This is a genomic window from Xanthomonas vesicatoria ATCC 35937, from assembly GCF_001908725.1.
Taxonomy (GTDB): Bacteria; Pseudomonadota; Gammaproteobacteria; order Xanthomonadales; family Xanthomonadaceae; genus Xanthomonas; species Xanthomonas vesicatoria.
In genome coordinates, this window is sequence record NZ_CP018725.1 from 2,308,676 (window position 1) to 2,324,160 (window position 15,485).

General features: G+C 65.2%; 17 protein-coding genes. 7 read left to right on the plus strand and 10 right to left on the minus strand.

Going from position 1 to position 15,485, the window contains the following annotated elements; all coding sequences use genetic code 11:
- Positions 1-351 precede the first annotated feature (351 nt).
- On the plus strand, positions 352-780 hold the full coding sequence (locus BJD12_RS24225; RefSeq protein ID WP_005987926.1) for a VOC family protein: 429 nt from the start codon (positions 352-354) through the stop codon (positions 778-780).
- Positions 781-1,254: 474 nt separating this feature from the next.
- Here the strand turns inward: BJD12_RS24225 and hglS are convergent, their stop codons facing one another.
- From hglS to BJD12_RS10145, 10 genes are all read right to left on the minus strand, one after another.
- On the minus strand, positions 1,255-2,622 hold the full coding sequence (gene hglS, locus BJD12_RS10100) for a 2-oxoadipate dioxygenase/decarboxylase HglS (RefSeq protein ID WP_042827584.1): 1,368 nt from the start codon (positions 2,620-2,622) through the stop codon (positions 1,255-1,257).
- A 150-nt stretch (positions 2,623-2,772) separates the two neighbouring features.
- Positions 2,773-3,387 carry a hypothetical protein gene (locus tag BJD12_RS10105; RefSeq protein WP_050812831.1) on the minus strand — a complete coding sequence of 205 codons (615 nt, stop codon included), beginning with the start codon at positions 3,385-3,387 and terminating at the stop codon, positions 2,773-2,775.
- Between the two features lie 29 nt (positions 3,388-3,416).
- The gene (locus BJD12_RS10110) at positions 3,417-3,986 is read right to left on the minus strand and encodes a hypothetical protein (RefSeq protein WP_005987918.1); all 570 of its coding nucleotides are present in this window, start codon (positions 3,984-3,986) and stop codon (positions 3,417-3,419) included.
- 261 nt (positions 3,987-4,247) lie between these two features.
- Complete coding sequence (locus BJD12_RS10115) at positions 4,248-5,006, minus strand: HAD family hydrolase (protein WP_005987915.1); 759 nt, start codon at positions 5,004-5,006, stop codon at positions 4,248-4,250.
- A gap of 36 nt (positions 5,007-5,042) precedes the next feature.
- Complete coding sequence (locus BJD12_RS10120) at positions 5,043-5,480, minus strand: EF-hand domain-containing protein (RefSeq protein ID WP_005987913.1); 438 nt, start codon at positions 5,478-5,480, stop codon at positions 5,043-5,045.
- Positions 5,481-5,684: 204 nt separating this feature from the next.
- Positions 5,685-6,020, minus strand: coding sequence for an EF-hand domain-containing protein (locus BJD12_RS10125; protein WP_042827568.1), 336 nt, complete (start codon positions 6,018-6,020; stop codon positions 5,685-5,687).
- Positions 6,021-6,269: 249 nt separating this feature from the next.
- Complete coding sequence (locus tag BJD12_RS10130; protein ID WP_039424071.1) at positions 6,270-6,647, minus strand: hypothetical protein; 378 nt, start codon at positions 6,645-6,647, stop codon at positions 6,270-6,272.
- 182 nt (positions 6,648-6,829) lie between these two features.
- Positions 6,830-7,024, minus strand: coding sequence for a CPXCG motif-containing cysteine-rich protein (locus BJD12_RS10135; protein ID WP_005987906.1), 195 nt, complete (start codon positions 7,022-7,024; stop codon positions 6,830-6,832).
- A 143-nt stretch (positions 7,025-7,167) separates the two neighbouring features.
- Complete coding sequence (locus BJD12_RS10140) at positions 7,168-7,800, minus strand: M15 family metallopeptidase (RefSeq protein WP_005987904.1); 633 nt, start codon at positions 7,798-7,800, stop codon at positions 7,168-7,170.
- Between the two features lie 443 nt (positions 7,801-8,243).
- Positions 8,244-9,044, minus strand: coding sequence for an N-acetylmuramoyl-L-alanine amidase (locus BJD12_RS10145; RefSeq protein ID WP_042827567.1), 801 nt, complete (start codon positions 9,042-9,044; stop codon positions 8,244-8,246).
- Positions 9,045-9,531: 487 nt separating this feature from the next.
- On the opposite strand from BJD12_RS10145, the gene BJD12_RS10150 reads away from it, so the two are divergent.
- The 6 genes from BJD12_RS10150 to BJD12_RS10175 all read left to right on the plus strand — a co-directional run bounded on the left by BJD12_RS10150 (position 9,532) and on the right by BJD12_RS10175 (position 15,484).
- Entirely contained in the window at positions 9,532-10,938 is a 1,407-nt protein-coding gene (locus BJD12_RS10150; RefSeq protein WP_005987899.1) for an SH3 domain-containing protein, read from the plus strand.
- Positions 10,935-12,032: a dipeptide epimerase gene (locus BJD12_RS10155; protein ID WP_005987897.1), complete on the plus strand. Its 1,098-nt coding sequence runs from the start codon at positions 10,935-10,937 to the stop codon at positions 12,030-12,032. Before BJD12_RS10150 ends, BJD12_RS10155 begins: the two co-directional genes overlap by 4 nt.
- 300 nt (positions 12,033-12,332) lie before the next feature.
- Complete coding sequence (locus BJD12_RS10160) at positions 12,333-13,109, plus strand: L,D-transpeptidase family protein (protein ID WP_005987895.1); 777 nt, start codon at positions 12,333-12,335, stop codon at positions 13,107-13,109.
- Complete coding sequence (locus tag BJD12_RS10165; protein WP_005996650.1) at positions 13,106-14,413, plus strand: APC family permease; 1,308 nt, start codon at positions 13,106-13,108, stop codon at positions 14,411-14,413. Before BJD12_RS10160 ends, BJD12_RS10165 begins: the two co-directional genes overlap by 4 nt.
- Positions 14,414-14,499: 86 nt before the next feature.
- Entirely contained in the window at positions 14,500-14,997 is a 498-nt protein-coding gene (locus BJD12_RS10170; RefSeq protein WP_005996652.1) for a hypothetical protein, read from the plus strand.
- Between the two features lie 154 nt (positions 14,998-15,151).
- On the plus strand, positions 15,152-15,484 hold the full coding sequence (locus BJD12_RS10175) for a hypothetical protein (protein ID WP_042828583.1): 333 nt from the start codon (positions 15,152-15,154) through the stop codon (positions 15,482-15,484).
- Position 15,485: the final 1 nt, after the last annotated feature.

Below are 15,485 nucleotides of genomic sequence, written 5' to 3' on the forward strand. Positions count from 1 at the left end.
CGCCGGCAGCGGCAACGCAGAGGCGCCGTCTGCGTGTCGCTCATGGCCTGGTACTACGACGCGTGCGCAAGCAAGCGCATGCGCCGGCATTGCGCATATCTGTGGATATCCCCATACCCGCCTGGCGCGGCCGCTTCACCGTCGGCGTTCAAGCGATCGCGACTACTGCATGCCGCCGCGCGGAGAGGTAGGCAGCGTTTGCTGCGGTGCATGCCAGCCGCCCGGCAATGCATGCAGCGATCTCGACCTGTAACCGGACCTGATGGCCGACGACAGAGGCCTGGTCTTAACTGGACAGGACCGCATACAGGACTCCGCGCCGTCGCCCACTTGCTTACCAAAGGACTGCCCATGCACATCACGCCCTATCTGTATTTTGAAGGCACCTGTTGCGCAGCCTTTGCGCACTACCAGCGCGTACTGGGCGGCGAACTGATGCTGACCACCTACGCACAAATGCCGCCGCACGCTGGATCGCAAGTCGCGATCGACGCTGCCGCTGCGGACCTGGTGATGCACGTGACGCTCGCTGGATCGGATGGCCCACGGCTGATGGGCTCGGACATGCCACCCGGCCAGCGGCTGCAGGGTGCCAAGCCGGTATCGGTCGGACTCGGGTTCGACGATACCCTTGAAGCCGAGCGCGCGTATGCGGCCTTGGCGGAAGGCGGTCAGGTCCAGATGCCGTTCGGCGAGACCTTCTGGGCGGAGGGCTTCGGCATGTGCACCGACCGCTTCGGCATCCAATGGCTGGTCAACGGCCGTGACCGGAGCCTCTGATTACACGCTACTCCACCCCGCAGGAGACCCGCATGGTCACGCAAATCTTCATCAACCTGCCGGTGGAGCCGCTGCCGCGTCAGATCGCATTCTTCACCGCCATGGGCTTTGAATTCGATCCTGTTACACCAACGAGAATGCCACTTGCCTGAATCTCGGCGAGAACATCTTCGCGATATTGCTGGCCAAGCCATTCTTCCAGGGTTTCAGTCACCAAGGCATTTGCGATACGGCCAATGCTGCAGAAAGCGTCACTGCCTTGGCGGTGAGTAGCTCCGCCGTGGTCGATGCGCTGGGAGCAAGACCCGCGCAGCCGGTGGGCATGTCTGCGGCGAAGCAAAATGATGGCGTCGTGTATCGACACGGCTCAGACCCGGACGGCCACCTCTAGCAGGTCTTCCGCAGCAGCGGCGCGCCGGGCTGACGCGCGCCGGTGACGCCGTGCTATTGCCGCCGTACCGCGCGCGGCGCGTGCTACACCAGCAAGCCCTGCAAGGACTCGCGCTCCAGCTGCGCATACAGCGCGAATTCGTCGTGTACCTGCGCACCCAACGCCTGCTCGAAACTACGCTTGCTCGAATGCGCGGCGTAGGCGCGTTGCTCGCTGCCGCCTAGATTGGACTGGAAGATGCCGGCCGCACTGACCGGCAGAAAATCTTCGTAGATGATCGGATCGGCACTGACCAGGCCGAGCGCGATGGCGGTTTCCGCCGGCATTGCGGCCACCTGTGCCGGATCGGCGCGGCCGGCATCGGTCAACCGATAGCGGAAATAGCCTAGCCCTTCCTGACGCAGCAGCGCCTCGTCATCGGGAAAGGCGACGAATGCGGTCTGCAGCCGGGTGGCGTAATCGGCACCGGTACTGCCGGCGCCCTCGGCATCGCGCGCCTGCGCCAGCAACGCGTCGTACAGCGCGCGGCCCTTGGGCGTCAGCGCGAGCCCGCGCTGTTCGATCTCGCCAAAGCGCGCGGTGTGCGTGCCGTGCTCGGGCTGCCCGCCGTCGCCGACAAAGCGCACCGGCTCTTCCAGCGCCTTGAAGCTGGTCTGGCGCAGCAGGATCGGCACGCGCCGACGCGGCGGCCCTTCGATCACGGCCTTGGCATCGATGCCGGCGCGCTGCATCTGCGCCTGCGCCGCATCGATATCCAGCGTCCGCGGGGTCAGATGGTTGATATGCGGGCCGTGGAAACTCACCACATCGGCGATCAATTTGTGCGCATCGCTCAGCGCGCGGTAGGTGGGCAGCGACACCGTGGCATCGCCATGCCAGCGGAAGGTTTCCAGCGCTTCGGCCACGAACCGCTGCGCCTGCCCGGCGTCCAGCCCGCCGACGCGCTCGCATTGGTCGATCAGCTCCACGACACCATTGGTGAAGATCTGCCGCTGCTCCAGGATCTGCGCGGCCTGCGCACGCAGCGCGGTGTCTTCGATCAGCTCCAGCCGCAGCAACGAGGTGAACACGCGGAACGGATTGGCCGACAACGCGGCGTCGTCGATTGGGCGGAACGCCGTGGAATGCACCGGCACGCCCGCCACCGAGAGGTCGTAATAGCCCACCGGATGCATACCCATCACCGCAAACAGGCGGCGCAACGTTGCGAGTTCCGCCGCCGTGCCGACCCGGATGGCTCCATGGCGCTCCAGATCCAGCCGGGCGCGCTCGTCGTTGCGCTGTAACCGCATCGCCAATGCCGGATCGGCGTCCAGCGTGTGCGTGTTGACCTGCGCCACCAGCGTCATCAGGTCGCCGTACAACGGCACCTCGGCTCGATACATGTCCGACATCGCCTGCGCAAACAGGCTGCGGATGTGATCGGGAGAAACAAATGCGGTATCGCGCATGGCGTGGTCTTGGCAGAGGCCGGCCGACGCCAGCGTTACCGCATTCTCGCCGACCGCGCCCTGCGGCGACCAGCTGCACGGCAGCATCGTGCGCGCGCGTTGCCGCGCAGACAGCCGCAGCCCCCTGGGACAAGCGACATGTCTGGCACGTTACAACCCCGCCTGCGCTGCGGCGTCGGCCGCCTCGCTGGCCTCGCGCGCAGCCTCCAGCCGCTGCGCACGATCGCCGAGCTGGCGACGCAGCAATGCGTCGAGGGTGATCGGCCGTTCCCAGCGGTCGTAACTGGCGACGATGGCATGCCGCAGCGCACGCAGATGCGCGTTATCCGGCGCCACCGACAGCCGCGTGATCACACCCTCCCATCCATCGTGATGGTCGCGCGTGTAGGCACGCACGCTGTCGCGGCACGACAGCTGCACCGAGTGCGCCCACGCGCAGGCGAAGTAGATATCGCCGGCATGCCAGCCATGCACCTGCAACAGCGCCTGCACGTAGCCGCGCGGGGTCTCGGTGTAGCGGGCAACCTCAGCGATAAAACTGCCGGGATAGCGCTGCGCATAGCTGCCCATATCGGCCAGATGCTGGTCCACCCACGCATCGCCGGTACCGGGCATCACCGCCGGCGCAGCCTCCGCCGGGGTGCCAGCAGCAGGTGCCGGCACGCCCTGTGCCGCCGCCAGCACCGGAACCAGCAGGGCAGCCAGCAATGGCAGCGATCGCAACCGACGTGAGCGTAAGACAGGCATGCCCCGATGATGCCGCATGCCCGCGCTGCTGTCAGGCCACACGCGTGTCAGCGCAGCTCGTAAAAGCCGATGGCATGCACTTCACGGCAGCCGCTCAGATCGCAGGAGCCGACGTAGCCGGGACCGATATAGCGCTGGCGCGCATCGCGGTTGTGCGGGCTGCTGTACGGGTCCGGCCCATACAGGCCATTGCCGTAGTAGACCTGCCCAGACGGCCGGTTGCGCGATGCGCCAAACCATAGCTCGCCGCCATCGCCGTAACCACCATAGGCACCGACGTAGCGGACATCGGTATATCGATCTGCCGAAAACGCCGAACCGCGATCGCTCGCAGTCGGGGAGGAGTGCAATGTTGCGATGCTCTCGCCGTGCGCATCCACATAGCCTTGCTCACGGTCGAAGCGGACAGTGCGGAAATACACGATCTCCCCATCCACCTTGCGCGTGCGAAGACGCACGTAGTCGCCCGCATCGTCGTAGTACGGCTGCCCTTCGCGAAAGGTCACCTCGCTGGGGTTGATGATTTCCTCTTCCAGCTCGGCCGCCGCAAGCGGCGTACCGACGAGCCCGAGCGCAACGGCCAGCGCTGCACGATGGACGACGGACAACATGTTCATGGGCAATCCCTCCAAGGTCGGCCACGCACGCCTGGTGGCCGGAACGTCCTGTTGGCAGGCGCTGCGATACGCCCGCATGTTGATTCATCGCATCCGCGAAGCGGCGCCTCAGGAACGACTGCACCCTGGCTTCTGCAGCCGACGTGGAAGATCCAGCGATAACCACGGCGGTGCGGCGACCCGAGGCGTGTCGGTACGGAGCGCTTACTCCAAAGCGACCGCGGCCGCACCCCGTTTCCCAGCAGACGCGTGCCGCGGCGCTCAGCTTAGCGCGTGCTGCCTGGCCAGTGCATCCAGGCCATGCACGGCGGCCGGCCAGCCGGCAGCATCGGGCACTTCACGCATGCGCGGTTCGTCGGCAGCAACGCCGTGTTCCTGCTCGTGCGCCCAGGTCACCGCGTAGGGGGTGTAGATGCCCCACCCGCCGATTGCCAGCACCGGCTCCACGTCCGAGCGCAACGAGTTGCCAATCATGACGAAGCGCTGGGCTGGCAGATCGAATTCGCCGAGCACGCGCGCATAGGTCGCGGGATCTTTCTCGGACACCACCTCGACCCGCGGAAACAGGTCGGTCAGGCCGGACTGGGCGATCTTCTGCTCCTGATGGAACAGATCGCCCTTGGTGATCAAGACCACCGCATAGTCGGCAGCGATGGCACTGACCGCCTCACGCACGCCTGCGATCACTTCCACCGGGTGCTGCAGCGTGGCGCGTCCGATCTCGACAATGCGCTGGATGTCGCGCGCATCGATGCGGGACTCGGTCAATTCGATCGCGGTTTCGATCATCGACAGCGTCATGCCCTTGGCGCCGTAGCCGAACACCTTGAGGTTGCGTCGTTCCACCGCCAGCAAATGCTGCTGCATGCGACTATCGCCCAGGTCGAGATAACCGGCCAGGATCGCTTCGAAATCCGCTTCGGCACTGCGGTAATAATCCTCGCTTTTCCAAAGGGTATCGTCGCCGTCAAAGCCGACCAGTTGGATCGCCTGGCCGTCGCGCTGTGCAAGAGAGGTCATTGCGCAAGTCTAGCAGCGTGCCGACACGCTGCTGGGTCAATCGCCTGTGGCATCGCCGGGCCCCGGCTGATAGCTGGCAAATTCATCGCGCGACAGACGGCCGTCGCCGTTGCTGTCGAAGTCGGCGAAGTTCTCGCGCAGGATCGGGTCGGCCCCGGCTTCCTCCCGCGTCAGCGATCCATCGGCATCGCTATCCAGGCTGCGGAAGCTGCGCGGTGCCAGCGTCCCGGCCGGCGCTGCCACAGAAGACTCGGCGCCGCTCCTGGAATGCACCGGGCCAGCAGGATCGGAGGGTACCAGCGGGGTCGTTGCAGGTGACGGCGGCTCGATCGGCAGCGGCGCCATGGCTGGCGCACTGGTGCCGGGTGGCACAAGCGGCTGCTGTGCGGTTGCCGGCGGCAACTCCGGCGGCGCGGCAAACGCCAGCATCGGGCTGCACAGAGCCGCCAATAAGGTAAGACGCAGCTGCACCATGGACGAAAGCCGACGTTCGGGAATCTTTTTACCCTAGCGCTTGCGGCGTAAAGAAAACGGGAGCGGCCCTGGCAGGCCGCTCCCGTGTGTCCATCCCGATTCAAGGCAAAAAAGCGATCGATCTACTTCACCTACACCTGACTCCTCTCTGGGGGTATTCGTGGTCTGTAGACATGCAACCTATTTAGCGCAGCGAGATGCCAATCAGTTGCCCTGCGAACCGCTTGCAGCGCCACCACTCTGTTGCGTCGCAACGAAGGCCTTGTACTCATCCGGGGTCAGCTTGCCATCGTGATCGCCGTCGGCCTGGTCGAAGATCTGCGCCAGCCCGGCGTTGACCTGCGCTTCCGGCTTGCTGATCGCGCCGTCGCTATCGGTATCGACGCTGGCCCAAGTCTGCCCACCCCCGCTGGAAGCGGCGCTACCGCTTTGTGCGCTGGTGGCCGAGCTTCCCGACTGCGCCGCAGCATCCTGTGAGGTGCTTTGCGCCATCGCCGGCAGCGCAAGAGCGGCAGCAAGAGCGGCGGTGGCGGCAAGCAGTGAGGTGCGGTTGCGATTCTTCGTTGGGTGGTCTCCTTAGGCGTTGGAATGCGCGGTGTCGCCGCACATGGCCTTACCCTACCAATCACAAATGAACGCTCAACCCGCTGCAATCTCGCGCCAAACATCCTCTTAACCACAGCGCCGGCTGCTGTGTTTAGTCGACTGTTAGCCATTGGTGAGCTACACAGAAGCAGAACATTCAGCACGCAGTTTTTTGCGAAACACGCCGCATTTTTCAGCGGCGTCTTACGTGCTCGATACGTCGTCGTCCCAGCTTCCGGAGCTGAACAGTTTCCAACCCACGACCACACCGGCGAGTGCACCGGCCACTTCGAGGATCACGCGCGAGCCCAGTTCGTTGGGGTCGTGGATCTTCGCCAGCGCCAGCCGCGCATACAGGGGCGACTCCAGCCGCACGATGCTGGTGTAGACGAGATTCCAGATGTCGTAGCCGGCACCGATGGCCACGGCAAGCAGGCAGGCGATACCCAGCGTGTGGCCATGAGTGAACTGCAGACGTCGGCCGGAGTACTCGACCGCCGCGAACAACAGCACCCCAAGCACCAGCGCAATCAGGCCGGCCTCCAGCGAACCTAGCAGGCCGAAGTGCAGGGGCAGGTTCATCGTGACGATCCAGGCAGCAGGCATGCCAGTCTAGCGGCTAACGCCCAGGGATCCGGGTGCTAGCCGAATCGGTGGACGAGCACGCGAACGCAGCGGCGGCGTGCCAGATGCGGGCAGCAATGGGCCGGCATGGTCTGCGACTTGCCGCATCGCTGCACACCGGCCGGGTCGGCAACGTTGCCTCAATCGTCCTGACCGCGTGCGCTCACCTGCGCCTCGCCATCCTCGTCCCATTGCACGCTGACCGAGATCGGCTTGCAGCACACCTGACAATCTTCGATGTATTGCTGGTCGCCGCCGGTGAGGTCCAGCGTCAGCGTGATCCACTCCCCGCAATACGGGCAGGCGACATCCAAAAAGCGTTCCGGGTCGGACATGACGATTCCTCAAGCAGCGGGCACACCGTGGCAGATAGCCGGCGAAGAGGCAACGGCCGCACCAGCGATTGCAGTGTACGAGCGAGCGACTGCATGCCTGGCATCAGCCAGCTGCCAACCCGGCCGGTCGGGCATGGCAGCGCTCAGTCCACTGGCACATCGTAGGCGGTCTGCGGTGTGGGCTCGGGGCGGAAGGTGAAATGCCACCACTCCATGGGGTAGTTGGCAAAGCCTTCGATCGCCATCGCGCGCAACAGGTGCTGGCGGTGCGCACGCTGCACGCCGCTGATGTCGGGTGCATCGGTATGCGCTCGCGGATCGAAGAAGTCGAAGTCGGTGCCCATCTCCACCGCATGGCACGCACCATGCCGGCAATCCAGCAACCCCAGGTCAACGGTGGCGCCGCGGCTATGCCCCGAGGTCTCGGCGATGTAGTCGCCCAACAGCGCCTGCTTGTCCACACGCGGGTAGTACTGCGGCTTGGTCGACTGATCCTGCAGATCCGCTGCCCATGCCACAAATGCATGCACCGCCCGCACCGGCCGGTAACAATCGAACACCTGCAAGCGATAGCCCGCCGTCTTGAGCGCATGCGCCACCCGTGCCAACGCCTCGGCTGCCGGCCGCAACAGATAACACCGCGGTGCGAGATACCCGGGCACCACGCGCCCGGTGAAGTTATTGGGTCCCGCATAGCGCATGTCGACAGCGATCTCCGGCGCAAGCGTGCGCACGTCGATCAGGCCCGCTTCTGCGGCCGTGGAAGCTGGCGACATTGCGGGAACCGCGGTAGCAGCGAAGCATGTGCTTGCCAATGCCCCTGCAAGTAACAACCAGGGCAATGCGGGCTTCCGGTGCCTCGAAGGAATCGCGGGAGTCTGGACCGGGCGTGGGTGTGTCATGTGCAAAGCATAGGCGATCGCCGCAGCAAGCAACGCCTGCGCAATGTATGGCTGATGCGCTCCGTGCAGGCCGATCATCCGATGGATCGCGAAGACCACCCGAGACCAGCATCGTTGCCGCCCACAGTGCTGTCTTGCTGACACGCATCACGCGACATCCTTGCAATGGTTGGCAGTGGACAATTCGATCAAAAGTGCGATGCGGCCCAGTGGATTTGCGAAAGCGCGTCGATCAAGAAAGGCAGCGAACAACTTCCACACAGAACGCGGCCCGTGCTGCCGCAAGTGCAGCCGGTCTTCCCACACCATGCATCGCGTCACTTGGCTTCGAGCTCGCCCGGAGTAACCGGCAGGGCCGGTGAAATCGTTAGTCGTGTCAACGCATGCAACATCCGCAGATCCTCGGCATCCAGCGTGTTGGCACTATTGCCGCGATAGTGGTGATGAAAGGCCTGTAGCGTGGCGGCGCGGTCGTCGAGGCTGTAACCCAGCAGGGCCAGCGCCTGCCAGGGATCGAACCCCTCCGGTGCTGGCGGCGCGTCGGGTGCGGGCCAGCGGCCGAAGCCGGCATCGGCCAGGCGCTTCCACGGGAACAGTGGACCAGGGTCATTCTTGCGCGTGGGGGCGACGTCTTCATGACCGACGATCTGGGTACGCGGGATGCGCAGACGCGTGCACAGGTCTTGCAGCAACACCAGCAGGCTGTCGATCTGCGCCGGCGCGAACGGTTCGCTGCCATCGTTGTCCAGTTCAATGCCGATGGAGGCCGAATTGATGTCGGTGATGGTGCCCCAGCGGCCGGCACCGCCATGCCAGGCGCGCTGCGTGTCGCTGACCAATTGGTAGCGCTGCCCATCCTCGCTGATCAGGTAATGCGCACTGACGCGGCCGCCGCTGTTGCGCCCACGCAGCGTACTCAGGCTCTGCTGCACCGAGTGCTGGTCGGTGAAGTGCAGCACGATCAGGATCGGCCGCCGCGTGTCGTAATTGGGCGAGGGCACCCATTGCGCAAGCGGATTGCGCGGCGGCGCATGCGCGCAGGCACCCAGCGACAGCACGACCACGCAGACCATTGCCCGCAGCCAGGCCGATGAATTCGGATGGAGAATAGGCCGCATCAGTTTTCTCTTGAAGGCGCTCGGGGCGGCTGACCACAACTGGCGAGGCGTCGCCAACGCGGTACAGACGCTGACGGCTGCAGTGTACGAGAGCGGACGCAGACTCCGAGTCATGGCCGCGTCCGCTGACGGCGGCTGCAGTGGCGCGTGTCCGGTCGCAGGCGCCCCTGGGGAACCTCGCGCGCCACACAGCTCCCGCGATCTCATGGCCTTTCCTGCTACCGGCTCTGCGGCTGGCAAGGCGACATGCCGGCCTCGGCATCGGGCGCACGGCAACGACCAGCCGATCAACACGACTGCCATCGCGGCAGCACCTGATCGCGCGCAGGACTTATATGGTTAGGCAGCGTCGCCGCTCGCGGTCTGCGCGCCGCAAGCCGCCCCGCGTACACTTGTCATCACGCTCGCAGCCGCAACGGGTGGCCGTCGGAACGCCGTTGTCCCATCCACGCTGCACCGCACCCACGTGTACTCATCCAGGGCTCTCATGCCAGTGTCGCGCCGCCTGCTGATGTTGCTCTTGATTGCACTTGCGCTGCCCGGTAGCGCGGCATCCGCGAGCACGCCTGCGCCGCCAGCCGCGCCATTTGCGGTCAGCGAAGCGCAACTGACCCCCGGCTACTGGATCCAGCGCAGCCGCACTGCACAGGTGCCGCGTTTGAATGCCGCACAGATCGCCACCTTCAATGCCCGCTTGTTGCGCGACGACGCGTCCATGCACGATCTGTCGCAGCTACCCGAGGTCATGCCCGGCGATGCGGTACGTGCGCGGATCGAGGCATTGTCGGCGCCACCGCTGCGTGCGCTCTACGGCGCGGATGGGCATCGCATCGACGCAGCGCGGCTGGCGGATCTGCGCCGCATGCTGGCCTTGGATGCACTGCCTGCAACGGTGGCACCGCACTTTGCCTTGGTGGTCCAGCGCGCGGCGCTGCGCACCTTCCCTACCACCCAGCGCGTGTTTAGCAGTCCCGACGATCTTGATATCGACCGTTTTCAAGAGTCGGCGCTGTATCCAGGTACGCCGGTCGCCGTGCTGCACAGCAGCGCCGATGGCGCGTGGCGGTTTGTGCTTGCGGCCAATTACGCGGCGTGGATCGCTGCCGACAAGATCGCCGAGGCCAGTCGCGAGCAGGTGCTGCAGTACGCACAACGTGGCCCGCGCATGCTCGTCACCGGCGCCCGCGTCCAGACGGTATACACCCCCGAGCTGCCCGCCCTCTCGGCATTGTCGCTGGACATGGGCACCAGCCTGCCGCTGCTTCATGACTGGCCATCGCAGCAGCCGGTCAACGGACAACTGCCGCTGGCTGCCTACGTGGTGCAATTGCCGCTGCGCGATGCCGATGGCCACGTGCAGCTGGTGCCGGCCTTGATTCCGCGCGGGGCCGATGTGCGCGCCGAATCCTTGCCGGCAACCGATGCTGCGCTGCTGCGCCAGGCATTCAAGTTCCTCGGCGAACGTTATGGCTGGGGCAACGATTACGATGCGCGCGATTGCAGCGGGTTTGTGCTGGATCTCTACCGCAGCCTGGGCATTGCGCTGCCGCGCAATACCGGAGATCAGGCGCGCAGCCCGGCGCTGCGCGCGGTTGCATTCGATGCGCGCGCGCCCCAACCGCAACGTCTGCAACAGCTGGCGCAGTTGCGTCTCGGCGACCTGATCTACATCCCTGGCCACGTGATGCTGGTGATCGGGCATGAGCGTGGCGCGCCATGGGTGATCCACGATGTGGCCGGCGCCAACTATCGCGCCGCCGATGGCAGTGTGCAGCGCGCGCGTCTGAACGGCGTGTCGGTGACGCCGCTGTTGCCGTTGCTGGCCACCGATGGCACGCCGTTCATTGATCACATCACGCGCATCCAGCGCATCGCACCGATCGGTTCCAAATGAAGATCACTGGCTTCCGCCTTGGCATGCTACGCGTGCCGTTGAAAACTCCTTTCAAGACCGCAGTGCGTACCGTACAGGCGATCGAAGACGTGGTGGTGTTGCTGCAAACCGATAGCGGCCATATCGGCTATGGCGCCGCGCCGGCCACTGCGCCGATCACGGGCGATACGCACGGCAGCATCATCGCCGCAATCCGGCAGTGCATCGCACCGCAGCTGATCGGCCAGGATGTGGCCGAACTCAATCGGCTGTGCGGGCTGGTGCAACACGCGCTGGAACGCAATACCAGCGCCAAGGCCGCGGTGGAGATCGCACTCTACGATCTGTGGGCGCAGCGCTTCGGCGCGCCGCTTTATCAGCTGCTCGGTGGCGGCACGCCGCGCATCACCACAGACATCACCATCAGCGCCGATAGCATCGACGTCATGGTCGCGCAAGCGCAGGCGGCACTGGCGCGCGGCTATCGCTCGCTGAAGATCAAAGTGGGCAAGGACAGCGCGTCGGATGTCGAACGCGTCAGGGCGATCCACGCAGCCGTCGATGGGTGCGCATCGCTGCGCCTGGATGCCAACCAGGGCTGGACACCCAAGCAGGCGGTGCGCAGCATGCGCACGTTGGAAGGCGCAGGCATCGTGCTGGAATTGCTCGAACAACCGGTCAAAGCCGCCGACATCGATGGCCTGGCCTTCGTCACCGCGCGCATCGACACACCGGTGATGGCCGACGAAAGCGTATTCTCGCCAGCGCAGGTGATCGACCTTCTCCAGCGTCGCGCGGCCGACATCGTCAACATCAAACTGATGAAGACCGGCGGCCTGTCCAATGCCATTCGCATCGCCGATATCGCGGCGCTGTACGGTGTGCCGTGCATGATCGGGTGCATGATCGAGTCCAGCATCAGCGTCGCCGCAGCCGTGCACCTGGCCGTGGCCAAGGCCGACAGCATCACCCTGGCCGATCTGGATGCGCCGGCGTTGGGGCAGTTCGACCCAACCGAGGGCGGCGTGCAGTTCGATGAGGCGCAGATCCATATCGACGACTCGCCGGGCCTGGGGATCCGTCGTATCCGCGGGCTGGAGCTGCTGCCCGACTGATGTGGCCGCTGCAGAGGCGGCATGTCGGGCGGCAAGCAACCGAGCAAGCCGCTGGCAACGTCTGCATGCCCTTTGCCGCCTGCTTGCGCGATCCATCTGGAACGGCGACGCACGCAGTGATCGCGATTCCTGCGCAGCACTGCAACGCCCTACGTGCAGGTGGTATCGCCGTGCGCCACACACCCGCATTGCTGGGTACAGTAGGTCTGCCCGACCGACACCATCGGTTACGGTAAGCACGCCGTCGTTCACCGATACGCCGCATCCCCACCAGCTCATCCCCTGCCGTCCGGAGCCCGCATGCGCCTCGTCCTCCTGTTGCAATCCACCTTGCTCCTGGCGCTGGCACTGTGCAGCAATGGCGCTGCCGCAGATGAACCGATCCAGGCGCTGCAGCAGGCGCGCGCACTGATCGTGGTGACCACGCCAGACTGGAACAATACCCAGGCCCGGCTGCAGACCTTTGTGCGTGTGGATGGCAAATGGGCTCCGGCCGCGCCGGGATTTGCAGTCGCGCTTGGCCGCCATGGCAGCGCCTGGGGCGAGGGCCTGCATCCGGCGCAGGCGCAAGGCCCGCAGAAACGCGAAGGTGACGGACGCAGCCCGGCCGGCGTGTTCGCCATCGGCCCGGCCTTTGGCTACGCTGCACGCATCGACAGCGCCATGCCGTACCAGGCGATGAGCGCCACGCATTACTGCATGGATGTGCCCAGCTCGCCGCTGTACAACCGCATCGTCGATGCTGCCCAAGTCGGTGAAGCCGCAGTGGCCGGCTCCACCGAGCCGATGCGCCTGGACCTGCGCCATCCCGGCGATGCGCGATATCGCGAAGGATTTGTCATCGCGCATAACCCCAACAACGTTGCCGGGCGCGGCAGCTGCATCTTTGCGCATCTGTGGCGCACGCCGGGACAGTTCACCGCAGGCTGCACGGCGATGGAGCCTGCCGACATGCAGCGCCTGCTGGCGTGGCTGAAACCTGCGGACAAACCGCTATTCGTGTTGTTGCCGCGCGCCGACTATGCGCGCCTGCAAGCGCAGTGGCAGCTGCCTGACCTGGCCGAGGCGACGCCATGATCACACCAACGCCCCCACCCGACAGCACCGGCCTGGTGCGCGTGGTCAGCCGCTGGCAGATCGTCGGCTTGTCGATCAACGATGTCATCGGCAGCGGCATCTATCTGTTGCCCGCCGCCACCGCGGCACTGCTGGGGCCGATGAGCCTGTGGGCAGTCATGCTGGCCGGCCTGGCGGTAGCCCTGCTGGTGTTGTGTTACGCGCAGGCAGCAAGTTATTTCGACACGCCCGGCGGGAGTTACCTCTACACGCGTGAGGCGTTCGGCCCCTTCGTCGGGTTTCAGATCGGCTGGATGATCTGGCTCACCCGGATCAGCTCGGCGGCGGCCTTGAGTAACGGGCTGGCCGATGCGGTGGCGCGGTTCTGGCCCACCGCCTCCACCGATGCGTGGGCGCGCACCTTGGTGGTCGTCGGCTCGCTGGGTGTGTTGACCGCGATCAACGTCATCGGCGTCAAATCGGCTGCGCGCACAGGCATCGCGCTGGTGATCGGCAAACTGGTGCCATTGCTGTTGTTCGTGGTGATCGGGCTGTTCTATGTGGACTGGTCATGGGCGTTTGCCGGCACATCTCCTGACCTGCGCGACCTGGGCAATCTCGGCGAAGCCGCCTTGCTGCTGCTGTTTGCGTACGCAGGTTTCGAAAATATTCCTGCGGCTGCCGGCGAATACCGCAACCCACGCCGCGACGTGCCCTTTGCGCTTATCACCATGATCGTCACGGTGACCCTGATCTATGCCGCGGTGCAGGTTGTCGCGCAGGGGACGCTGCCCAATCTGGCGGCGTCGCCCACCCCATTGGCGGATGCAGCCAGCGGCTTCGGCGGCGAAGCGCTGGCGCTGATTCTCACCGTTGGCGCCACCATTTCCATCCTGGGCACCACCAGCAACACGGTGATGCTCGGGCCGCGGTTTTTGTTTGCGCTTGCGCAGGACGGCTACGGGCCGGCATTTTTGGCACGCGTGCATCCGCGCTTTCATACGCCTGCAGCAGCGGTGCTCACCCAGGGCGTGTTGTCGCTGGCGCTCGCACTGTCGGGCTCGTTCACTCAACTCGCGTTGTTGTCGATGGTCACGCGCTTGTTCGCCTATATCGGCACCGCAGCGGCGGTGATCGTGCTGGCGCGCCGTTATCGGCAACGCACCGACACACTGCGGTTGCCGGGAGGCCCGCTCATTCCCATCGCTGCGTTGCTGCTGTCGCTCGGTTTGCTGGCCAGTGCCAGCTGGCAAAACCTGGCAGCGGCAGGCGTGGCGTTGCTGGTGGGGTGGGCGTTTTACCTGTTCCCGCGCAAGGCGTCCTAGCGGCTTCGCAGCACGCTCGCGCGGCGCTCACGCACCTCTAACCGGGCACGTCCAACGCTGCGCTCTCACCTGCCTGGGAGCTTGCGATGAAATTGCGCCGCGTCTACAGCACACTCGATCTGGAAAGCGCACAGCGCGTGCTGCAATCGGCGCGCAGCGCCGGCATCGATAACGACGCGTTGTCGCTGATCGCCCGCTCGGATATCGAACTGCACGACGTGCCGGACGAGCGCAAGGATGCCAAGACCGACTTCGTGCCAGCCGCCGCGCGTGGCGCAGCCACCGGTGGCGCGGCCGGGTTGGTGGCAGGCCTGGTGGCAGTGGCGGTGCCGCCGATCGGCCTGACCCTGGCAGGTGTCGGTGTCATGGCACTGGCAGGCGCCTTGGTGGGCAGCTGGTCGTCGGCCCTGGTTGGCGCCACCGTACCGGACCCGGTGCGCCGTCAGTTCGAAGACGAGATCCAGGCTGGCCGCGTCCTGGTCGTCATCGATGCCGACGAAGAAGCCTTGCAGGCTGCGGAATCGTCGATTCTTGCTGCAGGGGCCAAACCGCTGCCGTACGAGGCTGCGTCAGCAGCTGTGTGAAACCCATCGCCTGAGGAGCTACGTGTAGCGGCAGCCTGAGAAGGCACGACTGCAGTTGCCGCGAACGTCTTGATCCCATCATCACCTGGCGTGCCGCCGTGTTAACACGTCGCTACTTAGCGTGACCTGCACATTCGCAACGATGGAGACGAGCATGAACGTGCCGTACCAGATTCCAGGCCGCGCACCGGACGAAGACCGCAGGCAGAACGTATCCAGCTATTGGCGTGAACGTTTCACCGAAGAGCCGTACTACACCGAAGGCGACCGTTTTGAGGATTACGAAGGCGCCTATCTGGTCGGGCATGAAGCACGCATCCGTGAAAATGCGCGCGCCTATGATCAGGTGGAAGCCGAGCTGCATCGCGACTGGGAAGCCAAGCGCGGCACCGATGGCCTGAGTTGGAGCAAGGCCCGTCACGCCGTCAAGCGTGCTTGGGAAAATGCAGCCGATTTTGTCTCCGGTGACAGCAAGTCCAAGCCGTAAA

Coding starts and splice junctions, on each gene's coding strand:
- BJD12_RS10170 (WP_005996652.1), top strand. CDS start 14,500: ATGAAATTGCGCCGCGTCTACAGCACACTCGATCTGGAAAGCGCACAG.
- BJD12_RS10150 (WP_005987899.1), top strand. CDS start 9,532: ATGCCAGTGTCGCGCCGCCTGCTGATGTTGCTCTTGATTGCACTTGCG.
- BJD12_RS10175 (WP_042828583.1), top strand. CDS start 15,152: ATGAACGTGCCGTACCAGATTCCAGGCCGCGCACCGGACGAAGACCGC.
- hglS (WP_042827584.1), bottom strand. CDS start 2,622: ATGCGCGATACCGCATTTGTTTCTCCCGATCACATCCGCAGCCTGTTT.
- BJD12_RS10140 (WP_005987904.1), bottom strand. CDS start 7,800: ATGTCGCCAGCTTCCACGGCCGCAGAAGCGGGCCTGATCGACGTGCGC.
- BJD12_RS10155 (WP_005987897.1), top strand. CDS start 10,935: ATGAAGATCACTGGCTTCCGCCTTGGCATGCTACGCGTGCCGTTGAAA.
- BJD12_RS10130 (WP_039424071.1), bottom strand. CDS start 6,647: ATGAACCTGCCCCTGCACTTCGGCCTGCTAGGTTCGCTGGAGGCCGGC.
- BJD12_RS10165 (WP_005996650.1), top strand. CDS start 13,106: ATGATCACACCAACGCCCCCACCCGACAGCACCGGCCTGGTGCGCGTG.
- BJD12_RS24225 (WP_005987926.1), top strand. CDS start 352: ATGCACATCACGCCCTATCTGTATTTTGAAGGCACCTGTTGCGCAGCC.
- BJD12_RS10160 (WP_005987895.1), top strand. CDS start 12,333: ATGCGCCTCGTCCTCCTGTTGCAATCCACCTTGCTCCTGGCGCTGGCA.
- BJD12_RS10120 (WP_005987913.1), bottom strand. CDS start 5,480: ATGGTGCAGCTGCGTCTTACCTTATTGGCGGCTCTGTGCAGCCCGATG.
- BJD12_RS10135 (WP_005987906.1), bottom strand. CDS start 7,024: ATGTCCGACCCGGAACGCTTTTTGGATGTCGCCTGCCCGTATTGCGGG.
- BJD12_RS10110 (WP_005987918.1), bottom strand. CDS start 3,986: ATGAACATGTTGTCCGTCGTCCATCGTGCAGCGCTGGCCGTTGCGCTC.
- BJD12_RS10145 (WP_042827567.1), bottom strand. CDS start 9,044: ATGCGGCCTATTCTCCATCCGAATTCATCGGCCTGGCTGCGGGCAATG.
- BJD12_RS10115 (WP_005987915.1), bottom strand. CDS start 5,006: ATGACCTCTCTTGCACAGCGCGACGGCCAGGCGATCCAACTGGTCGGC.
- BJD12_RS10105 (WP_050812831.1), bottom strand. CDS start 3,387: ATGCGGCATCATCGGGGCATGCCTGTCTTACGCTCACGTCGGTTGCGA.